This is a genomic window from Streptosporangium becharense, assembly GCF_014204985.1.
In the GTDB taxonomy this organism is placed as follows: Bacteria; Actinomycetota; Actinomycetes; order Streptosporangiales; family Streptosporangiaceae; genus Streptosporangium; species Streptosporangium becharense.
In genome coordinates this window covers 2,913,664-2,933,538 of record NZ_JACHMP010000001.1, presented here as the reverse complement: position 1 = coordinate 2,933,538, position 19,875 = coordinate 2,913,664, and the positions used below count along the sequence as shown (strand labels likewise).

18 protein-coding genes are annotated in these 19,875 nt (G+C 71.5%); 13 read left to right on the top strand and 5 right to left on the bottom strand.

From position 1 onward, the window contains the following. Window positions 1-17: 17 nt before the first annotated feature. Complete coding sequence (locus tag F4562_RS12475) at window positions 18-1,157, bottom strand: D-alanyl-D-alanine carboxypeptidase family protein (RefSeq protein ID WP_184538483.1); 1,140 nt, start codon at window positions 1,155-1,157, stop codon at window positions 18-20. A 93-nt stretch (window positions 1,158-1,250) separates the two neighbouring features. Here F4562_RS12475 and F4562_RS12470 point away from each other — a divergent pair, with 93 nt between their 5' ends. Then, a complete protein-coding gene (locus F4562_RS12470; protein ID WP_246473417.1) occupies window positions 1,251-1,463 on the top strand; it encodes an SCO4848 family membrane protein in 213 nt (70 codons plus the stop codon). Here F4562_RS12470 and F4562_RS12465 read toward each other — a convergent pair. After that, entirely contained in the window at window positions 1,422-2,978 is a 1,557-nt protein-coding gene (locus F4562_RS12465) for a peptide ligase PGM1-related protein (RefSeq protein ID WP_246473416.1), read from the bottom strand. The genes F4562_RS12470 and F4562_RS12465 overlap by 42 nt on opposite strands. A gap of 498 nt (window positions 2,979-3,476) precedes the next feature. Between F4562_RS12465 and F4562_RS12460 the strand changes: the two genes are divergently transcribed. The 7 genes from F4562_RS12460 to F4562_RS12430 all read left to right on the top strand — a co-directional run bounded on the left by F4562_RS12460 (window position 3,477) and on the right by F4562_RS12430 (window position 11,927). Then, on the top strand, window positions 3,477-4,715 hold the full coding sequence (locus tag F4562_RS12460; protein ID WP_184538486.1) for an amidohydrolase: 1,239 nt from the start codon (window positions 3,477-3,479) through the stop codon (window positions 4,713-4,715). Window positions 4,716-4,954: 239 nt separating this feature from the next. After that, entirely contained in the window at window positions 4,955-6,028 is a 1,074-nt protein-coding gene (locus F4562_RS12455; RefSeq protein ID WP_221206131.1) for a BMP family lipoprotein, read from the top strand. A 101-nt stretch (window positions 6,029-6,129) separates the two neighbouring features. Continuing rightward, window positions 6,130-7,653 (top strand): ABC transporter ATP-binding protein, encoded by a 1,524-nt coding sequence (locus F4562_RS12450; protein WP_184539554.1) that lies wholly within the window; start codon window positions 6,130-6,132, stop codon window positions 7,651-7,653. Between the two features lie 143 nt (window positions 7,654-7,796). Further along, a complete protein-coding gene (locus F4562_RS12445) occupies window positions 7,797-8,945 on the top strand; it encodes an ABC transporter permease (RefSeq protein WP_184538488.1) in 1,149 nt (382 codons plus the stop codon). Next, window positions 8,942-10,225, top strand: a complete 1,284-nt coding sequence (locus tag F4562_RS12440; RefSeq protein WP_184538490.1) for an ABC transporter permease — start codon at window positions 8,942-8,944, stop codon at window positions 10,223-10,225. The genes F4562_RS12445 and F4562_RS12440 overlap by 4 nt, the downstream gene beginning before the upstream one ends. Continuing rightward, entirely contained in the window at window positions 10,222-10,644 is a 423-nt protein-coding gene (locus tag F4562_RS12435) for a cytidine deaminase (protein WP_184538492.1), read from the top strand. Before F4562_RS12440 ends, F4562_RS12435 begins: the two co-directional genes overlap by 4 nt. A 2-nt stretch (window positions 10,645-10,646) precedes the next feature. Beyond that, complete coding sequence (locus F4562_RS12430; RefSeq protein ID WP_184539556.1) at window positions 10,647-11,927, top strand: thymidine phosphorylase; 1,281 nt, start codon at window positions 10,647-10,649, stop codon at window positions 11,925-11,927. Window positions 11,928-11,986: 59 nt separating this feature from the next. Here the strand turns inward: F4562_RS12430 and F4562_RS12425 are convergent, their stop codons facing one another. Then, window positions 11,987-12,355: a MarR family winged helix-turn-helix transcriptional regulator gene (locus F4562_RS12425; RefSeq protein WP_184538494.1), complete on the bottom strand. Its 369-nt coding sequence runs from the start codon at window positions 12,353-12,355 to the stop codon at window positions 11,987-11,989. A gap of 87 nt (window positions 12,356-12,442) precedes the next feature. Between F4562_RS12425 and F4562_RS12420 the strand changes: the two genes are divergently transcribed. From F4562_RS12420 to F4562_RS12400, 5 genes are all read left to right on the top strand, one after another. Then, window positions 12,443-13,873 (top strand): MFS transporter, encoded by a 1,431-nt coding sequence (locus tag F4562_RS12420; protein ID WP_184538496.1) that lies wholly within the window; start codon window positions 12,443-12,445, stop codon window positions 13,871-13,873. Between the two features lie 274 nt (window positions 13,874-14,147). After that, window positions 14,148-14,762, top strand: coding sequence for an AMIN-like domain-containing (lipo)protein (locus tag F4562_RS12415; protein WP_184538498.1), 615 nt, complete (start codon window positions 14,148-14,150; stop codon window positions 14,760-14,762). A gap of 12 nt (window positions 14,763-14,774) precedes the next feature. Continuing rightward, on the top strand, window positions 14,775-15,128 hold the full coding sequence (locus F4562_RS12410) for a cupin domain-containing protein (RefSeq protein WP_184538500.1): 354 nt from the start codon (window positions 14,775-14,777) through the stop codon (window positions 15,126-15,128). A gap of 198 nt (window positions 15,129-15,326) precedes the next feature. Further along, window positions 15,327-16,406, top strand: coding sequence for an adenosine deaminase (locus tag F4562_RS12405; RefSeq protein WP_184538502.1), 1,080 nt, complete (start codon window positions 15,327-15,329; stop codon window positions 16,404-16,406). 29 nt (window positions 16,407-16,435) lie between these two features. Continuing rightward, window positions 16,436-17,050 carry a PH domain-containing protein gene (locus tag F4562_RS12400; RefSeq protein WP_184538504.1) on the top strand — a complete coding sequence of 205 codons (615 nt, stop codon included), beginning with the start codon at window positions 16,436-16,438 and terminating at the stop codon, window positions 17,048-17,050. Between the two features lie 100 nt (window positions 17,051-17,150). Here F4562_RS12400 and F4562_RS12395 read toward each other — a convergent pair whose 3' ends face one another. Both F4562_RS12395 and F4562_RS12390 read right to left on the bottom strand, forming a co-directional pair. Then, entirely contained in the window at window positions 17,151-18,794 is a 1,644-nt protein-coding gene (locus tag F4562_RS12395; RefSeq protein WP_184538506.1) for a phospho-sugar mutase, read from the bottom strand. A gap of 120 nt (window positions 18,795-18,914) precedes the next feature. Continuing rightward, entirely contained in the window at window positions 18,915-19,718 is an 804-nt protein-coding gene (locus F4562_RS12390) for a purine-nucleoside phosphorylase (RefSeq protein WP_311733830.1), read from the bottom strand. Between the last annotated feature and the right edge of the window lie 157 nt (window positions 19,719-19,875).

Below are 19,875 nucleotides of genomic sequence, written 5' to 3'. Positions count from 1 at the left end.
GACGGGAGACCCGCCGGTCACCCGCCGAAGCGCCGGCGCAGGCCGAGGACCAGCCAGACCAGGCCGCCGACCAGGCCCCCGCCGAGCGCGTAGTAGCCGATCGGGAGGCCGTCGTCGCGGGCCGGGCGGCGCGCGCCGGCCGCCGGGCGGGGGGTGGCCGGGACCGTGGAGGCGGTGGGAACGGGCGTCGGCGAGGCGGCGGTCGCGGGGAGGGGGTCGACCAGCCGGCCGACCGGGGTGACCCGGCCGCGGTTGGCGAAGCCCCAGTCGAGCAGGTCGGCGACCTCGTCCCAGAAGTAGCCGTTGTGGCGCATGATCGACACGATGACCGTGCGTCCGTTGCGCTTGGCGGCGCCGACGAAGGTGCCCTGGGCCTTGGACGTCCAGCCGTTCTTGACGCCGATCATGCCCTTGTAGCGCCAGAGCAGCTTGTTGTGGTTGCCGATCTCGTAGTAGCCCTTGGGCGCCGGAAACTTATCCGTCTTTATGCTGATATATCGGCGGAAATCGGGGTTGGCCAGCCCGGCTCGGGCGATCAGCGCCAGGTCGTAGGCCGAACTGCGCTGTCCCGGCTTGTCCAGCCCGCTCGGGGTCTTGGCCACCGTGTCGAACGCCTGCAGGCGTCTGGCCTCGGCGTTCATGTCGGCCAGGGTCGTGGCCAGGCCACCGTTGGCCTCGGCGAGCGCCATCGCGCAGTCGTTGCCGGAGACCAGCATCAGCGCCTTGAACAGGTCCTCGACGGTGTAGAGGGGCTTGGTGACGAGGCCGACGGCGCTGCCCTCCTGGTTCACCGCGTTCCTGCTCGGCCTGATCTTCTGCTTCTTGTCGAGCTTCGGGATGAGGGTGAGGGCGGTGAGGGCCTTCATGGTGCTGGCCGGCAGGTAACGCCCGTGGGCGTCCTTGGCGGCCAGCACCTCGCCGGTGTCGGCGTCGGCGATCACGTACGATCTCGCGGCCGTCCTGGGCGGCGCCTTCACCCCGGGGGAGACGACGATGCCGCGTCTGCCGAGAAGCGAACCGCCGACCGGCTCGGCCTCGCGCGGGTTCAGCGTTCCGGCGCCCGCCCGCCCGCCGGAGGTCTCCGCGTACGCGGGGGTACCGAGAAAGGCGGTCGTCGCGAGCAGCACCCCGACGGGCGCCAGATGTTTCGTCCCCATGATGATCTCAGGGTAGCTTCGTACCGGTTCGCATGAGGTTACTGATGCCCTGACCAGGGCGAGGCCACTCGACGGAATACTGACACCATGCACATGTCACGGAAGACAGCCGGATTCCTGGTCGGCCTTGCCGCTTTCATGATCTTTGAATGGATCAACCTTGGTTTCAACCTCGCGGACGGTCACCCGACCTCCTTCTACGTGGTGCACGGCATCCTGATCGCCGTCAACATCGTGCTGGCGGTCGTGCTGGGCGTGATCGGGCTACGCGGGTGGGCACAGCGTTCGCAGCGTCCGCCGGTGTAGCTCGGCCGCCTCCTCCGCGGAGTTCCCGATGCTGGTGAACCCGAGCTTGCCGAACTCCGGGATCGCGCCGAGCAGGTGCAGCACGTTGCCGGTGCGCCGGTCGCGGTCGAAGCCGAGGCCCTCGTCGTGGAACATCTTGACGACCTCGCCCGGGGTCCGGCCCCGCAGGAAGGGGGCGGCGCAGTTGTCCGTCGCCACGTAGTACTTGGGCTGGTCGCCGCACATCAGGGTGCCGCTCGCCGGGTCGTAGGAGCCGCCGGTGGTCAGCAGGGCGGCGCCGAAGGGATGGGTGGTGCCGCCGATGCGCAGGTTGATCTCACACAGCAGCGCCCGGTAGCCGCCGTCGGTCCTGACGACGAAGAAGTCCACCCCGAACAGGCCGACCACGCCGCGCTCCGCCAGGGTGCGGGCGATGCGCTCGGCGCACGCGCTCAGCTCGGCGCGGTAGTCCGGGTGGGCGGGGAAGACGCAGCCCTGGTAGACGTCGCCGTTGGGCCCGCCGAGGACCTGCTCGTGGGTGGCGACCACATCGCAGACGCCGCCGGGGGTGATCCTGGCCAGGGCACTGGGGGAGCGCAGGGGCCGGTCCTCGATGAACTCCTCGACCACCGCCCCGCGCTCGGCGATCTTCTCGGCGAAGGTCGTCCAGGTCTCCCCGGCCGCGGAGAAGCTCGTGGGGGAGGAGACCAGCGACCGGCCGTCCGGGGTCACGACGGCGTTGCCGAGGCCCGAGTAGCTGTTGTTGAGCTTCACCATCAACCGGCCCGCCGGACGCATGGCGCGGGCGGCGTGCTCCACCTCGGTCAGCGAGCGCAGGTGGGAGAAGCCCCGGACCACGGGCACCCCGGCCTCCTCGCCGACCGCGCGGCCGCCGCTCTTGGACCCCAGGTGGGCCAGGGAGGTGGCCGGGCCGTAGATCGGCAGGCAGAGGACCTCGGCGAGGCGCTCCTCGTGCTCGCTCACCACGAACGGCACCATCCAGGCGTCCCGGCCGCCCTCCGCGCCGCCTCCGATGCCGCCGTGCGTGCCGTCGCCGTGCGTGCCGTCGCCGTGCGCGCCGCCTCCCGTGCTGGCTTCCGCGTCGCCGTCCGCATGGCCGCAGGCGCCGCCGGTCCCGGCCTCGGTTCCGGAGCGGCGGCCGAGCGCGGCGCGGACACGCGCGATCACGTCCGGGCGGCGGAGCAGGGCCTCGCTCAGCGGGTGCGTGTGCGGATCGTCCAAACTGATCATTTGCAGCCGCGTGCGCGCCTCGTCGGGGTCGTCGAGGAAACCCAGGTAGTAGTCCACGATCGCGTCGTCCACCGGGGTCGAGGTCAGGTAGACGACGTCGACGGCGGGGCTTCTCAGGGTGAGGAGGAGGAACAGCAGCCGTTCCTCGTAGCAGAGCGCCCCAGTGATCTTTCGCAGCTCATCCTGGGGGAGGGACAGCGACGGGACGACCACCAGGGTGCCCGCATCCGGTTCGAAGATGCTCAGTCGCGACTGCCTCTCCCCAAACGGGATTTTCGTGATCATATGCGGAGTGAAACATGCATTTATCCGGTTTGCATCACTCCGCCGGGTTCGATGAACGGCACCTGAGGTCACGGAACCTGCCAGGTCCGCGATGTTTGGAAGGGGCCGCGAACCGCCATCCTCATGGGCTCGCCCCCCCCGGAGCGGTCACCTCGTCGTAGTCAATCCGAGTCATGCCCTCTGGTACTTCCGGGCCATCTGATGCAGAAGAGGGGCATGGGGCGCTAAAACATTTGGCGGAGATGTCGGCGAGGTGCCGCGCGGGAGAGATAAAGTCGATGTCATCGCCGACGTGACGGCGGCCCCGGACAAACGGCCTGCCGCTCCCACATCGGCGGCTCATGATCCGCGCCGACACGGCCCGTGAGACCCACTCCGGCTCATCTGCGCGGCGATCGCTTTTTGACGAGCTGTCTCATGGATTCCGAGATCCTGGGCAGGGGCACGGTGCGGTGCGTCGAGGATCGAGGCCGCCGGCGCGGATAGGACGGTGAAGCAATGCGGGGGCGTAACTTGCGGGGAGAACTCGACACGTTCCTCGCCGGTCACGAGCGGGAATTGATCGACTTCCGCAAAGACCTGCACATGCATCCCGAGCTCGCGTTCGCCGAATACCGCACGACGCAGCACGTCGTCGACCGTCTGACCGCCGCCGGTCTGTCGCCCTCGGTGCTTCCGCGCGGTACCGGCGTCATCTGCGACGTCGGCAGCGGTGACGGGCCGACCGTGGCGTTGCGCGCCGATCTCGACGCGCTGCCCGTGCCGGACGAGAAGGACGTGCCGCACAGCTCGACGGTTCCGGGTGTCTGCCACGCCTGCGGTCACGACGTGCACACCGCCGTCGTGCTCGGCACCGGGCTCTTCCTCGCCCAGCAGGCCGAGGCCGGGTCGCTGCCCGGCCGGGTCCGGCTGATCTTCCAGCCCGCCGAGGAACTGCCCGGCGGTGCGCTGGAGGTCATGTCCGCCGGTGGCATCACCGGCGTCGACCGCATCTTCGGCCTGCACTGCGACCCACGGCTCGACGTCGGCAGGGTCGGTCTCAAGGCCGGTCCCATCACCTCCGCCTGCGACAGGGTCTCCATCCGGGTGAGCGGGCCCGGCGGGCACACCGCCCGGCCGCATCTCACCGCCGACCTGGTCTTCGCGCTCGCCAAGATCCTCACCGAGCTGCCCGCCGCGCTGTCGCGCCGGGTCGACCCCCGCTCGTCGCTGAGCCTGGTCTGGGGCCGGGTCGAGGCGGGTTCGGTGGCCAACGCGATCCCGGACGACGGCATCGCCGAGGGCACCGTGCGCTGCCTGGACGAATCGGCCTGGCACGCCGCCCCCGACATGATCAAGGCGCTGCTCGAGTCGGTCGCGAGCGCCTACGGTGTCGAGGCCCGGATGGAGTACGTACGCGGAGTGCCGCCCGTGGTCAACGACGAGATCAGCGTGCAGATGCTGACCGAGGCCGCCGAGGGGGTGCTCGGCGAGAGTGCCCCGGTGCCGACCGAGCAGAGCCTGGGGGGTGAGGACTTCGGCTGGTACCTCGAATCCGTCCCCGGTGCGTACGCCCGGCTCGGCACCCGCACGCCGGGAGCGGCGCACTTGGCCGACATCCACCAGGGCACCTTCGACGTCGACGAGCGGACCATCGGCACCGGGGTGCGGTTCCTCGCCGCGACCGCGCTGACCGCGCTCTGGGACGGGCGCCGGCCGTTCACCGAGCCTCTGGTGGCGCTGAACGCCGACAAGTAACCTGATATCGGACATCGCCGATCCCTGGAAACGGGGTTCGGCTCCGAGGTGTCACCCACTGGACCGTACCCGCAGGTAGCCTCCCGGCGGCCCGCGGGTCACAAGGTGGCCTGAGCTGGATAACGGACCTATTTCGGACTCGTGTGCCAGTTTGGTCAACTCTGACGGACCAACTATCTTCCGTGCAGGGTTGCCGTGCGTCTCTTCGCGCGTGCACTGATACGCGAAGGGAGTCCATCTTGCTTCAGAACCGATTCGGCAAGCTGGCCGCGACCGCACTGGCGGGCAGCATGCTCATGGGTGCCGCCGCGTGCGGCGGGGGCGAGGAGACGTCGTCGGCCCAGCCGAGCGGGGCCGGGACCAGCGCTCCGGCCGCGTCGGGTGCGAAGGTCGGACTGGCGTACGACATCGGCGGACGCGGTGACCAGTCGTTCAACGACTCCGCCGCCGCGGGCCTGGACAAGGCCAAGGCCGAGCTCAGCCTGGCCGACACCAAGGAGCTGGAAGCCGGCAGCGGGGAGACCGAGGCGGCCAAGGAGGAGCGGCTCCGGCTGCTGGCCTCCGGCGGCTACAGCCCGATCATCGCGGTCGGCTTCGCCTACTCCGGCCCGGTGAAGAAGGTCGCCGCCGAGTTCCCGGACGTCAAGTTCGCGATCGTCGACGACGCCGCGGCCACCGCCCCCAACATCACCAACCTGCTCTTCGCCGAGCACGAGGGTTCCTTCCTCGTCGGCGCCGCCGCGGCGCTGAAGAGCAAGAAGAACCACGTGGGCTTCGTCGGCGGCGTCCAGGTCCCGCTGATCAACAAGTTCGAGGCGGGCTTCATCGCCGGCGCCAAGGCGGTCAAGCCCGACATCAAGATCGACGTCAAGTACCTCACCCAGCCGCCGGACTTCGGCGGCTTCAACGACCCCGCCAAGGGCAAGACCGCGGCCGAGGGCATGCTCGACGCGGGCGCCGACGTCATCTACCACGCGGCGGGCGGCTCCGGCGGCGGTGTCTTCGAGGCGGCCAAGGCGGCCAAGGGCCTGGCCATCGGCGTCGACTCCGACCAGGCCAAGACGGCGGCCCCCGACCTGCAGGGCGTCATCATGACCTCGATGGTCAAGAAGGTCGACATCGCCGTCTACGACTTCCTGAAGGGCGTCGCCGGCAACACGGTCAAGTCCGGTCCCGCGGTCTACAACCTCAAGGCCGGCGGCGTCGACTACTCCACCACCGGTGGCCAGGTCGACGACATCAAGACCAAGCTCGAAGAGTACAAGCAGCAGATCATCTCCGGCAAGATCACCGTGCCGGAGAAGACCTCCTGACCTGGTACCAATGAAGGGCCCGGCGGATATGTCCCCGGGCCCTTCGTCCTCATATCAGCTTCACGTTCCGTAACAGGGCCACCCGTGCGGAGGAGGCCGTCATCAGCACCCCGACATCGGCCGTCGAGCTCGAGGGGATCACCAAAAGGTTCCCCGGCGTCGTCGCCAACCGCGACATCTCCCTTTCCGTCCAGCAGGGTCACGTGCACGCCGTCGTCGGTGAGAACGGCGCGGGCAAGTCCACCCTCATGAAGATCCTGTACGGCATGCAACGCCCTGATGAGGGGCGGATCCGAATCAACGGCAAGGACGTCGCGTTCCGCTCCCCCGCCGACGCGATCGCGGTCGGCATCGGCATGGTCCACCAGCACTTCATGCTGGCCGACAACCTGACCGTGCTGGAGAACGTGATCCTGGGCAGCGAGCCGCGCAAGGGCGGTGTGGCCGTCGACTTCGGCGCCGCCCGCACGAAGATCCGGAAGATCTCCGACTCCTACGGCCTCGGCATCGACCCCGACGCCACCGTGGAGGAGCTGGGCGTCGGAGCCCGGCAGCGGGTGGAGATCCTGAAGGTCCTCTACCGGGGCGCCCGGATCCTCATCCTCGACGAGCCGACCGCCGTGCTCGTGCCGCAGGAGGTCGACGAGCTCTTCGACAACCTGCGGGAGCTGGTCCGCGAGGGCCTGACGATCATCTTCATCTCCCACAAGCTCGACGAGGTCCTCTCGGTCGCCGACGCCATCACCGTCATCCGGCGTGGCACGACCGTGGCCAGCGTCGACCCGCGGGGCGTGACGGCCAGGCAGCTGGCCGAGCTCATGGTCGGCAGTGAGCTGCCCAGCCCGGAGACCCGCGAGTCGACCGTCACCGATGTGGTGGAGCTGTCGGTGCGCGACCTGACCGTGCTCTCCCCGGACGGCCGCCGCGTCGTCGACGGCGTCGACTTCGACATCCGCAAGGGCGAGGTGCTCGGCATCGCCGGGGTCGAGGGCAACGGCCAGGCCGAGCTGGTCGAGGCCATCATGGGCATGCGTCCGGCGCTGGGCGAGATCCGCCTCGGCGGGCACGACATCTCCTCCTGGACGACCCTGCGCCGCCGGGAGGCGGGCATCGGCTACATCCCCGAGGACCGGCACCGGCACGGCCTGCTGCTGGAGGCCCCGCTCTGGGAGAACCGGATCCTCGGTCACCAGACCCGGTCGCCGAACGTCAGGGGGCCCTGGATCGACCGCGCCGGAGCGCGCCGCGACACCCAGCGCATCGTCGAGGAGTACGACGTTCGGACCCCGGGCATCGACGTGGACGCCGCGGCCCTGTCCGGCGGCAACCAGCAGAAGCTGATCGTCGGCCGGGAGATGAGCGGCGACCCGGTGTTCCTGATCGCCTCCCACCCGACGCGCGGCGTCGACGTGGGCGCCCAGGCCGCGATCTGGGACCACCTGCGCGCCGCGCGGGCCGCGGGCCTGGCCGTCCTGCTGATCTCCGCGGACCTGGACGAGCTCATCGGCCTGTCCGATACGCTCAAGGTGATCCTGCGCGGCCGGATCGTCGCCGACGTGGATCCGTCGAACGTCACCCCCGAGCAGCTCGGTTCCGCCATGACGGGCGCCGGAGAAGCCGCGTGAACGGACGTGAGAGCCGCCCGGCGGGTGCGCGGGCCGTGCGGACGACTCGCGCGGACGCCGCGGGAACGGGTGCCGGAGGGCACGCATGATCATCTATCGACCGCACGCCGCACCCGGGGTGTCCGTATGACCCAGGACAAGTAATGACCCAGGACAAATCGACCTTCGCCGACCGGCTGCTCGGCAGGGTCTCACCGACAGGGCTGCTCTCGCTGGTCGCCCCCGTTCTCGCCATCGCGTTCGCCGCCCTGGTCACCATGGCCGTCCTCTGGCTCACCGGCGACCCGCCGGTCGAGACGCTGGCCTCCATGGCCGAGTACGGCGTACAGCCGCGCTCGATCGTGCTGACCCTGAACGAGGCGACGACCTACTACCTGTCCGCGCTGGCGGTGGCGGTCGGGTTCAGGATGAACCTGTTCAACATCGGCGTCGACGGGCAGTACCGCCTCGCGGCGCTCACCGCCGCCGCCGTCGGCGGCGCGGTCACCCTGCCCGCCCCGCTGCACATCGCCCTGATCGTCTTCGTCGCGGTGCTGGTCGGTGCCGGATGGGCGGCCATCGCCGGGCTCCTCAAGGTGAAGCGGGGGGTCAGCGAGGTCATCTCCACGATCATGCTGAACGCCATCGCCACCTCACTCGGCGCCTGGCTGCTCAACAAGGAGCGCCTGGCCGTCGAGGTGGCGGGCAGCAACAACATCGGCACCCGGCCGATCGCCGAGTCGGGTCAGGTGCCCGGCCTGGCGCTGATCCCCGGAACCCAGAGCAAGGTGTTCGGCCTGATCATCCTGGCGGTCGTGATGGGTGTGCTGTACCACGTGCTGCTCAACCGGACCCGCTTCGGCTTCGACCTGCGCGCCACCGGCCGTTCGGAGACGGCGGCCGTGGCCAGCGGCGTCAACGTCAAGCGGATGGTCCTCATCGCGATGGTGCTGTCCGGCGCGGTGGCCGGGCTGATCGGCATGCCCCAGTTGCTCGGCGCCTCCTACAGCTACAGTCTCGACTTCCCCACCGGCCTCGGCTTCACCGGCATCGCCATCGCGCTGCTGGGCCGCAACCACCCCATCGGCATCGCGTTCGGCGCTCTGCTGTGGGCCTTCCTCAACACCTCGTCGGGCGTCCTCCAACTGGAGGGCATCTCGCCCGACATCGTCGCCATCATGCAGGGCACGATCGTGCTGTCGGTGATCATCGCCTACGAGCTGGTCCACCGTTACCAGGCCTCCGCCAAGCAGCGCCGGGTCAGCCGTGAACTCGCAGGCGCCCCCACCCCGGCCGAAGGAGTGTCGGTATGAGCAACGGCGTCACCACGGCGGAGGCTCCGTTCCTGGAGCCGAAGACCCAGGTCCGCAAGCGCACGTTCAAGCTGAGCTGGCAGACCCTTCTGCTCGCCCTGGGCGGGCTCGTCCTGCTGCTCTCGTTCACCCGCACCGTCACCGGCGCGGTCGACCTGACCTCCGCCGGCGCCGTCAACGCGGCCGTCGCGCTGGCCGTGCCGATCGGCCTGGCCGGACTCGGCGGCCTGTGGTCGGAGCGGGCCGGCGTGGTCAACATCGGCCTCGAAGGCATGATGATCATGGGTACCTGGTGCGGGGCCTGGGGTGCGCTCCAGTTCGACAACCCGTGGGCGGGCGTCGTGGCCGGTGCGATCGGCGGCGCGCTGGGCGGCCTGCTGCACGCGCTCGCCACCGTGACGTTCGGGGTGGACCACATCATCTCCGGTGTGGCGATCAACATCCTGGGGCTCGGCGTCACCCAGTTCCTTTCCAAGGTCACCTTCGCCGAGATGCCCGGCGGCGGCGACTCCCAGTCGCCCCCGGTGCCCAAGCCCGAGGTGGTGAGCCTGCCGCTGGTCGGCGAGCCGTTGCAGTGGCTGGGGCAGAAGCAGTGGTTCCTGCTGTCGGACGTGGCGAACATCCTGCGCGGTCTGGTGACGAACGTCTCGCTGCTGACCATCCTGGCGATCCTGCTGGTCCCGCTGACGTACTACGTGCTCTGGCGCACGGCCTTCGGCCTGCGGCTGCGCTCCTGCGGGGAGAGCCCGGTGGCGGCGGAGTCGCTCGGTGTCAACGTCTACACCTACAAGTACGTCGCGGTGGTCGTCTCCGGTGCCCTCGCCGGTCTCGGCGGCGCGTTCCTCGCCCAGGTCGCGGCCAGCGCCTACCGCGAGGGGCAGACCAGCGGCCGGGGCTTCATCGGCCTCGCCGCGATGATCTTCGGCAACTGGCGGCCGGGCGGCCTGGCCGCCGGCGCGGCGATGTTCGGTTACACCGACGCGCTCCAGCTGCGCCGGGGCGGCGAGTCGGTGCACGCGCTGCTGCTGGTGGTGGTGGTCCTGCTCGTCGGGGTCGCCGTCTACCAGCTCGTCCGGCAGAACCGCACGCGGGCGGCGCTGGTCACCGGGGTCGCGGCGATCGTCGTGTTCGTCGTGTTCGCGCTGACCGACACCATCCCCGCCGAGTTCACCTCGGTCACCCCGCACATCACCACGCTGCTGGTGCTGTCGCTGGCCGCGCAGCGTCTGCGTCCGCCGGCCGCCGACGGCGTGCCGTACCGGAAGGGACAGGGCAAGTGAGCACCATCGACGGCGTCGTCGGCGGCGACATCGACTGGGCGGCGCTGAAGGCCGAGGCCGTGCGCGCCATGGGCAACGCCTACGCCCCCTACTCGAAGTTCCCGGTCGGCGCCGCGGCGCTGGTCGACGACGGGCGGATCGTGTCCGGCTGCAACGTCGAGAACGCCTCCTACGGGGTCGGACTGTGCGCCGAGTGCGGGCTGGTGTCGGCGCTGCAGGCGAGCGGGGGCGGCAGGCTGGTCGCGTTCACCTGCGTGGACGGGCACGAGGAGCTGCTCATGCCGTGCGGCAGGTGCCGCCAGTTGTTGTTCGAGTTCGGCGGTCCGCAGCTGCTGGTGGAGACCGTCGACGGCCCCAAGCCGATGACGGAGATCCTTCCCTACGCCTTCGGGCCCGAGAATCTGAGCCGGGGGGCATGACCATGGACGCGATCGACGTCATCGTCACCAAGCGCGACGGACGCGAGCTGTCGGCGGAGCAGATCGACTGGGTCGTCGACGCCTACACCAGGGGTGTCGTGGCCGACGAGCAGATGTCCGCGCTCGCGATGGCGATCCTGCTCAACGGCATGAACCGGCGCGAGATCGCCGGGTGGACCCAGGCGATGATCCGCTCCGGGACCCGGATGGACTGGTCGTCGCTGCCCGGCCGCACCACCGACAAGCACTCCACGGGCGGCGTCGGTGACAAGATCACGCTGCCGCTGGCGCCGCTGGTCGCCGCGTGCGGCGGCTACGTGCCCCAGCTGTCCGGCCGGGGGCTCGGCCACACCGGCGGCACCCTGGACAAGCTGGAGTCCATCCCCGGCTGGCGGGCGTACCTGTCGCCGGAGGGCATGCTCGGCGTGCTGGGCGAGGCCGGGGCGGTCATCTGTGCCGCGGGCGACGGGCTGGCCCCGGCCGACAAGAAGCTGTACGCGCTGCGTGACGTCACCGGCACCGTCGAGTCGATCCCGCTGATCGCCTCCTCGATCATGTCGAAGAAGATCGCGGAGGGGACCGGGGCGCTGGTGCTGGACGTCAAGGTCGGCTCCGGCGCCTTCATGAAGACCGTGGAGCAGGCCCGTGAGCTGGCCGCCACCATGGTCGAGCTGGGTGCCGACGCCGGGGTCTCGACCGTGGCGCTGCTCACCGCGATGGACCGGCCGCTGGGCCTGACCGTGGGCAACGCGCTGGAGGTCACCGAGTCCGTCGAGGTGCTCGCCGGGGGAGGACCGGCCGACGTGGTCGAGCTGACCGTGCTGATGGCGCACGAGATGCTCCGGGCCGCCGGTCTGTCCGGCGGCAAGGACCCGGAGCGGGCGCTGAAGGACGGTTCCGCGATGGACGCCTGGCGCCGCATGATCGTCGCCCAGGGCGGCGACCCCGACGCGCCGCTGCCGCGGGCCGCCGAGACTCTGGAGGTCACCGCCCCGGCCTCGGGAGTGCTGTCGAGGCTCGACGCGTACGGCGTGGGCCTGGCCGCCTGGCGGCTCGGCGCGGGCCGCGAGCGCAAGGAGGACCCGGTGTCCTTCGGCGCGGGCATCACCCTGCACGCCAAGCCGGGTGACCCGGTGCGTGAGGGGCAGCCGCTGATGACCCTGCACGCCGACGACGCGGGCCGCTTCGAGCGGGCCCTCGCCGCGCTGGAAGGCGCGTACGCGGTCGGCGAGACCGCCGACGCGGACCTGCTGCCGCTGGTGATCGACCGCATCACCGCCTGAGCGTCCGTGCTCGTGGGCCCGCCCGCGACCCCGCCGGGGTCTCGGGCGGGCCCACGCCGTCAGGCGAAGATCTCCTTGATCACAGCGCGGTGGGTGGGCTGGGCCTCGGCGTGGCGCTCGCGGCCCTCGGCGGTGATGCCGACGAAGATGCCGCGGCGGTCGGCCTCGCAGATGCCGCGCGTCACCAGGCCCGCCTTCTCCAGGCGGGAGATCAGCCGCGAACAGGCGCTCTGGCTGAGGTGGACGGCGTCGGCGACCTCCTGAACCCGATACTTCTCCTGGCCGCCCTCGACCATCCGCTCCAGGACCTCGAACTCGCTCATGCCGAGCCGGTGCCGCTCGGAGAGCTCACGCTCCAGCGCGCAGGCGGCCGTGGCGTGCTTGGCCAGCACCTCACGCCAGGCGTGGACCACGGACTCCTCGCTCATGCCGGGCATCGTACCATGCACAAACATTAAATGCACACACATTAAATGCCTTTGCATTAGATGTGTGTGCATGTATGGTCGGTGGCCATGACCCCTTCGTCACACGACGGACGCTGGGACGCGCGGCTCTGGTCCATCCTCGCCGTGCTCTGCGCCGTCATCTTCCTCGACGCCCTCGACGTCTCGATGGTGGGAGTCGCGCTGCCCTCCATCCAGGCCGACCTGGGACTCTCCACGTCCTCGCTGCAGTGGGTGGTCAGCGGCTACGTGCTCGGCTACGGCGGCCTGCTCCTGCTCGGCGGCCGGACCGCCGACCTCCTCGGGCGCCGCAGGGTCTTCCTGGCCGCCCTGGCCGTCTTCGCCGTCGCCTCACTCCTGGGCGGGCTCGTCGACGACGGCACGCTGCTGATCGCCGCCCGCTTCGTCAAGGGTGTCAGCGCCGCCTTCACCGCGCCGGCAGCGCTGTCCATCATCACCACCACGTTCGCCGAGGGACCAGCCCGCAACAGGGCCCTCAGCGTCTTCACCGCCTCCGGCGCCAGCGGCTTCTCGCTGGGCCTGGTCATCTCAGGGCTCCTGACCGAGCTCGGCTGGCGCTGGACGTTCCTCATGCCCGTCCCGGTCGCGGTCATCGCGCTGGTCGCCGCCCTGCGGGTCCTGCCCCGGCCAGCCGATCGCGATCGCGCCGAAGGCGGGTACGACCTCGTCGGCGCGGTCACCGTCACCGGCTCCATGCTCCTGCTCGTCTTCGCGGTGGTCGAGGCGCCCGAGGCGGGCTGGAGCTCGCTCCGCACGATCGCCTCACTGGCCGGGGCCGCCGCGCTGCTGGTCGCGTTCGTGCTCGTCGAGCGGCGGGTGAAGCACCCGCTGGTGCGGCTCGGCATCCTGCGTTCGGGCCCGATCGTCCGCGCCAACCTCGGGCTGGTGATCCTGTTCGGCTCCTACGTCGGGTTCCAGTTCGTCGCCATGCAGTACTTCCAGAACCTGCTGCACTGGTCGGCCCTGGAGACCGCGCTGGCCTTCCTGCCCGCCGGCCTGCTGGTGGCGGTCACCTCCACCAGGATGGGCGACCTGGCGGACCGGTTCGGCACCGCCCGGCTCATCGTGATCGGGTCGGCCGCGCTGGCCGCCGGGTACGCCTTCTTCCTCCGGATCGACGGCGACCCCAGCCTGGCCACGCTGGTGATCCCCGGAATGGTCCTGCTGGGCGTCGCCTTCGCGCTGTCCTTCCCCTCGCTCAACATCCAGGCCACCAACGGTGTGGCGGACGACGAGCAGGGGCTGGCCTCCGGCCTGCTGAACACCTCCGGTCAGGTCGGCGGGGCGGTCGTGCTGGCGGTGGTGACCGCGGTCCTCACCTCCGGCGCGGACGCCGATCCGATCGCGGGCTTCCGCGCCGCCGTCGCGGTCTCCGGGATCCTCGCCCTGGTCGGCCTGGTGATCGCCCTCACCGGGCTCCGGGGCCGCCGCCCCGAGGCCGTCGCGGCCGAGGACGGCAAGGTCCTGGAGCCCGCCTGACCGGAGAACCCCCGGCGTGGAGACGCGCGGAGCCCGGCGGAAGTCCCTCCGTCTCCGCGAGGCCTCCCCCGGGAACCGCGGCCCCGGGACGCGGGCACGCCGCCGCCGGAACGGGGGCCCGGCGGCGGCGCCGGTCCGTGCGCGCCGCGCCGGAGGAACCGGTGCTTGACTCGCGCCTCGACAGACTGTCACGATCCGGCCACGGCGCGGTGGCCGGCGGGAGGTGAACCCCGGCGGTGATCCGGGCATCCAACGAGGCAGGAGGCTCACCATCATGAACCGCACCCTCGTGCCCCTGGCACTGCTGCCCCTCGTCCTGCTGTCCGGCTGCGGTTCGTCCGCCCAGACCGCGGCTCCGTCCCCCGGGGGCCCGGCGACCACCGCCGCACCCCCGCCGTCGGACACGCCGGCCCCGCCGCCGTCCACCACCCCGGCGGCGGGGCTCGAACCGCCGACGGGCACCGGGGAGATCGAGGTCACGCACACCGTCGACACCCCGCCCACCGTCACGGGAGCCCGGTTCGCCCAGCACCGGGGGTTCGACCGCGTGGTGATCGACCTCCGGGGCGACGTCCCCGCCTACAGCGTGCGGTGGGTGCCCGAGCTGGTCCAGGACGGATCGGGCGAGCGGATCGACGTCCAGGGCGGGGCCTACCTCCAGGTGACGATGAACCCCGCCACCGCGCACACCGAGGCCGGCGAATCGACCTGGGCGGGCGGGCCGGTCTTCCGGGCCGGGCTCGGCAACGTGCAGAGCGTGGTCAGGACCGGCGACTTCGAGGCCGTGGTGGGGGTGGGCGTCGTCCTCGACCGCAAGGCCGCGTTCCGGGTGCTGGAGCAGAAGAACCCCAGCCGGCTGATCATCGATGTCGCGCACGGAAAACGGTGACAGACTAGCCCGATGGTCCGCAGAATCGACAATGCGAAACGGATTCCCGTCCCGGGCGGGAAGGTCATCGACGAGTACGTCGGCCGGGTGAACAGCGGCGACGACCGTGTCTCCATCGCGCACATGACGGCTCCGGCCGGCTGGGACGAACCCGCGCAGACGCCGGAGTTCGCCGAGTACACCCTGGTGCTCAGGGGGTCGGTCATCGTCGAGCACGACGGCGGCACGACCGAGGTGAGCGCCGGGCAGGCGTTCGCCTCCGAGCCGGGGGAGCGGATCCGCTACAGCGCCGGCCCGGAGGGCGCCGAGTACGTCGCCGTCTGCCTGCCGGCCTTCTCCCCGGAGACCGCCGGCCGCGAAGACTGACGCGGGCCCCCGAGGGCCCCTGTCCTTCGGGGGTCCCCCGCCTTCCTGAGGGTCGCCGCAGCCTCCCGAGGCCGCCGGCCGGGCGGATCGGCGTCGCCGGAGCGCCCGCCCGGACGGGCACGTGAACATTCCGGGACCGGAGTGCGGCGGCTCCCCTCGTGAGCGGGGATGTCAGGCTTGCGACGGTAAGGTTGTGAAATGAGTCAGCTACCCACTCTTGAGCAGATCCGCCGGGCTCCGAAGGTGTTGCTCCACGATCATCTCGACGGTGGTCTGCGGCCGGAGACCATCATCGACGTGGCCCGTGAGACGGGTTATGACAGGTTGCCCGCCTCCGACGCCGAAAGCCTGCGCGTCTGGTTCAGGGAGGCCGCCGACTCCGGCTCGCTGGAACGGTACCTGGAGACCTTCGACCACACGGTCGCCGTCATGCAGACGCGCGAGGCCCTGGTCAGGGTGGCCGCCGAGTGCGCCGAGGATCTGGCGGCCGACGGCGTGGTCTACGCCGAGGTGCGTTACGCCCCCGAGCAGCACACGTCCGGCGGGTTGAGCCTCCCGGAGGTGATCGAGGCGGTTCAGGAGGGCTTCAGGGCGGGCTCGGCGGGCCGCGGGATCCGGGTGGGCACGCTGCTCACCGCGATGCGCCACCAGGCCAGGTCGATGGAGATCGCCGAGCTGGCGGTCCGCTACCGCGACGCCGGTGTGGCGGGCTTCGACATCGCCGGGGCCGAGGCGGGTTACCCGCCCACCCGTCACCTCGACGCCTTCGAATACCTCCAGCGGGAGAACGCCCACTTCACCATCCACGCCGGTGAGGCGTTCGGACTGCCGTCCATCTGGCAGGCGATCCAGTGGTGCGGCGCCGACCGGCTCGGCCACGGCGTCCGCATCATCGACGACATCACCGTGGAGGACGACGGCGAGCCCAAGCTCGGACGGCTGGCGGCGTACGTCCGCGACAAGCGGATCCCGCTGGAGATGTGCCCGACGTCCAACCTGCAGACCGGGGCCGCCCCCTCCATCGCCGAGCACCCGATCGGCCTGCTGCGCCGCCTGTACTTCCGGGTGACGGTCAACACCGACAACCGGCTGATGAGCGGGACGTCGTTGTCGGAGGAGTTCGCCAAGCTCTCCGAGGCGTTCGGCTACGGTTGGGACGACATGCAGTGGTTCACGATCAACGCCATGAAGTCGGCGTTCCTGCCGTTCGACGAGCGGTTGGCGCTCATCAACGGCGTCATCAAGCCCGGGTTCGCCCGGCTGAAGTGGCAGGCGTGAGCGGGCCCGCGCGGGCGGGGGGGAGCCCGATGAGGCAGGTGTTCCGCTCCACCCCCATGCTGGTCTTCGGCTGGCTCTGGATGGCGTTCGCCGCGTTCAACGCGGCCGACCTCGTCGTCCGCTACGACGGGCGGGCGTCCATGGTCGCCGCGGCGGTGCTGGGTGCGCTGACCGCCCTCGTCTTCGTGGTCTGCCTGAGGCCCGCCCTCATCCTGGGCGAGGAGGGCCTGCTGGTCCGCAACCCGCTCAGGAACGCCTTCGTGCCCTGGCGGCAGGTGGACGAGGTCACGGTCTCGCACGCGATCGCGATCACCTCCGCCGGCCGGACGGTCCGCTGCTGGGCACCGCAGACCTCGGCCCGGGAGCGGGCGGCGGCGGCTCGCAAGGGCAAGGGGAGCGCGGCCCCCCTGTGGCGGGGCCCGCGTATCGAGCCGGTCCCGTCCAAGGGCGAGCGGGCCGCCGAGGCTCTGGCGGGCAGGACCCACGCCGACTGGGTGGCGGAGCAGATCTCCGCACGCGCCGGGACCGCCTCGGGAACGGCGGTCGTCCCCGGCGACGGGGGGCTGAGGATCTCCTGGTCACCGAGCGCGGTCGCGGCCCTGGTCGGGGCGGCCGTCCTGATCGTCGCCGCCTTCCTGGTCTGACCCGCGTCATCTTCCTGGTCTGGCCCGCGTCGTCGTCTTCCCGGCCCGCCCGGACGTCGCTGTCCCGGGGCCACTGAGCCCCGGGGCGGTGGCCGGGTCCCTACAGGCCGAGGCCCTCGGCCAGGTCCGTCCTGAGGGCGCCGAGATCCCGCACGGCCTGCTCGCGGGCCGCGGCGACCTCGCCGGTCACCGGAACCACGACCTCCAGGTAGCACTTGAGCTTGGGTTCGGTTCCCGACGGGCGGACGACCACCCGCGCGCCACCGGACAGGTGGTAGCGGAGGCCGTCGGTGGGCGGGAGCCCGCCCGCGCCGGCGCTCAGGTCGTCGGCGGCCTCCACCTCGCGACCGCCGAGCCGGGTGGGCGGGGCGGTCCGGAGGCGGGTCATCGCGTCGGCGATCAGCGACAGGTCGGCCACCCGGAACGACAGCTGGGAGGTGGCGTGCAGCCCGTGGCGGCGGGCCTGGTCGTCCAGCAGGTCGAGCAGGCCGCGGCCGTCCAGCTTGGCCCGGGCGGCGAGACCGGCCACGACCAGCGCCGCGCCGATGCCGTCCTTGTCGTGCACGGGCAGCCCGAGGTCGGAGCCGATGCTGTAGCCCAGGGCCTCCTCGTAGCCGAAGACCAGGCCCCCGCCCGCCTTCATGATCCATTTGAAGCCGGTCAGGGTCTCGGCGTACCGCACCCCGTGCTCAGCGGCGATCTTGCCGAGCAGGGACGACGAGACGATGGTGGTGGCCACCAGGCGGTCGCCGCCCGAGGTCTGCCGGATCACATGCTCGCCGAGCAGCGCGCCGAGTTCGTCGCCGGTCAGCATCCGGTAGCCGCCGCCGGGCAGCGGGACGCCCACCGCGCAGCGGTCGGCGTCGGGGTCGTTGGCCAGGACCAGGTCGGCGCCGACGCGGCCGGCGAGCTCCAGCGCGAGGTCCATCGCGCCCGGCTCCTCCGGGTTGGGGAAGGAGACCGTGGGGAAGTCCGGGTCGGGCTCGGCCTGCTCCGCGACGACCGCGGGCGCCTCGAATCCGGCGGCGGCGAAGGCGGCGGCCAGCGTGGCCCCGCCCACGCCGTGCAGCGGGGTGTAGGCCACCCGCAGGTCGCGGGCCGAGCCGAGCGGGAGCGCGGTCACCGCCTTCAGGTACGCCTCCAGGACGTCGTCGCCCAGCGTCGTCCACGCCGGGTCGTCCGGGGAGCCCAGGGGCAGCCCGGAGACCGGCCCGACGGCGTCGATGGCGGCGGAGATCTCCGCGTCGATCGGCGGCACGATCTGGGAGCCGTCGCCCCAGTAGACCTTGTAGCCGTTGTCGCGGGGCGGGTTGTGACTGGCGGTCACGGTCACGCCCGCGTCGGCGCCCAGGTGACGGACGGCGAAGGCCAGCACGGGGGTGGGCAGCGGCCGGGGCAGGACCGAGGCGCGCAGGCCGGCGCCGGTGAGCACCGCCGCGGTGTCGTGGGCGAAGACGTCCGACTTGTGCCGGGCGTCGTAGCCGATCACCACGTGCGCGCCGGGGCCGAGGACCCGGGCCAGACCGGCGGCGGCGCGCATGACCGTCACCCGGTTCATCCGGTTGGGGCCGGCTCCCAGCTCGCCGCGGAGACCGGCGGTGCCGAACTCCAGCCTGGCCGCGAACCGCTCCCGCAGCCCGTCGCCGTCGCCGCTCTCCAGCAGCCCGGCGAGCTCCGCGCGTGTGTCCGGGTCGGGGTCCTGGTCCAGCCAGGAACGGGCGAGCCGTACGAGATCGCTGCTCATCGTCACCTTCCGAAGGGTGGGACCCGCCCGGCCCGCCCTGCCCGCGAAGGGGGGCGGGGCCCGGCGGCCTGTCTCCCGGAGCCTTGCGGGCCCTTCCCGGGAAGGGCCCGGCGGCCCCCGCTAGATCCTGTCGACGACCTTGGCCAGCAGGCCGCCCATGCGCGCGGCCGTGGCGCGGCCGACCTGGAGGACCTCCTCGTGGTTGAGGGGCGTGCCCACCAGACCGGCGCCGGGGTTGGTGACCAGGGAGATGCCCAGGACCTCGGCTCCGGCCTCGCGGGCGGCGATGGCCTCCAGCGCCGTCGACATGCCCACCATGTCGCCGCCGAGGATCCGGCACATGCGGACCTCGGCCGGGGTCTCGTAGGTCGGGCCGCGGAAGGCCACGTAGACGCCCTCGGCGAGCGACGGGTCGACCTCGCGGGCCAGCTCGCGCAGCCGCGCGCTGTAGACCTCGGTGAGGTCGACGAAGGTGGCGCCGGTGATCGGGCTGGCGCCGGTGAGGTTGATGTGGTCGCTGATCAGTACGGCCTCGCCGACCTCCTGGGTCTCCGGGCGGAGACCTCCGGCGGCGTTCGTCAGCACGATCGTGCCGACCCCCGCCCTGATCGCGGTCCGGACCCCGTGCACGACCGGCTCCACGCCGCGGCCCTCGTACAGGTGGGTGCGGCCGAGGAAGATCAGCGCGTTCTTGTCGGAGCCGGTCCGCACGGCGCGGATCCTGCCCGCGTGGCCCTCCACCGCGGGCGGCGCGAAACCGGGCAGGTCGGTCACCGGGATCTCGGCGATCGTCTCACCGATCGCGTCCGCCGCCGGAACCCAGCCCGAGCCCATCACCAGCGCGACGTCGAAGGATTCCACTCCGACGGCGCTCTTCAACGCGTCCGCGGCGTCCGTCGCGAGTGCATAAGGGTCATTGGTCACCCGACCGAGCGTACCGGTCATCCGGGCGTCCCTCACCGGCCGAGAGCCGCGTCCGGGCCAACCCGTCTCCGCCGGTTCCGGCCGGTCACCGCGACTCCGACTCCGGCTCCGGCTCCGGCATCGGCCCCGGCCCCGGCCTCGGTCCCGGCTCCGGCTC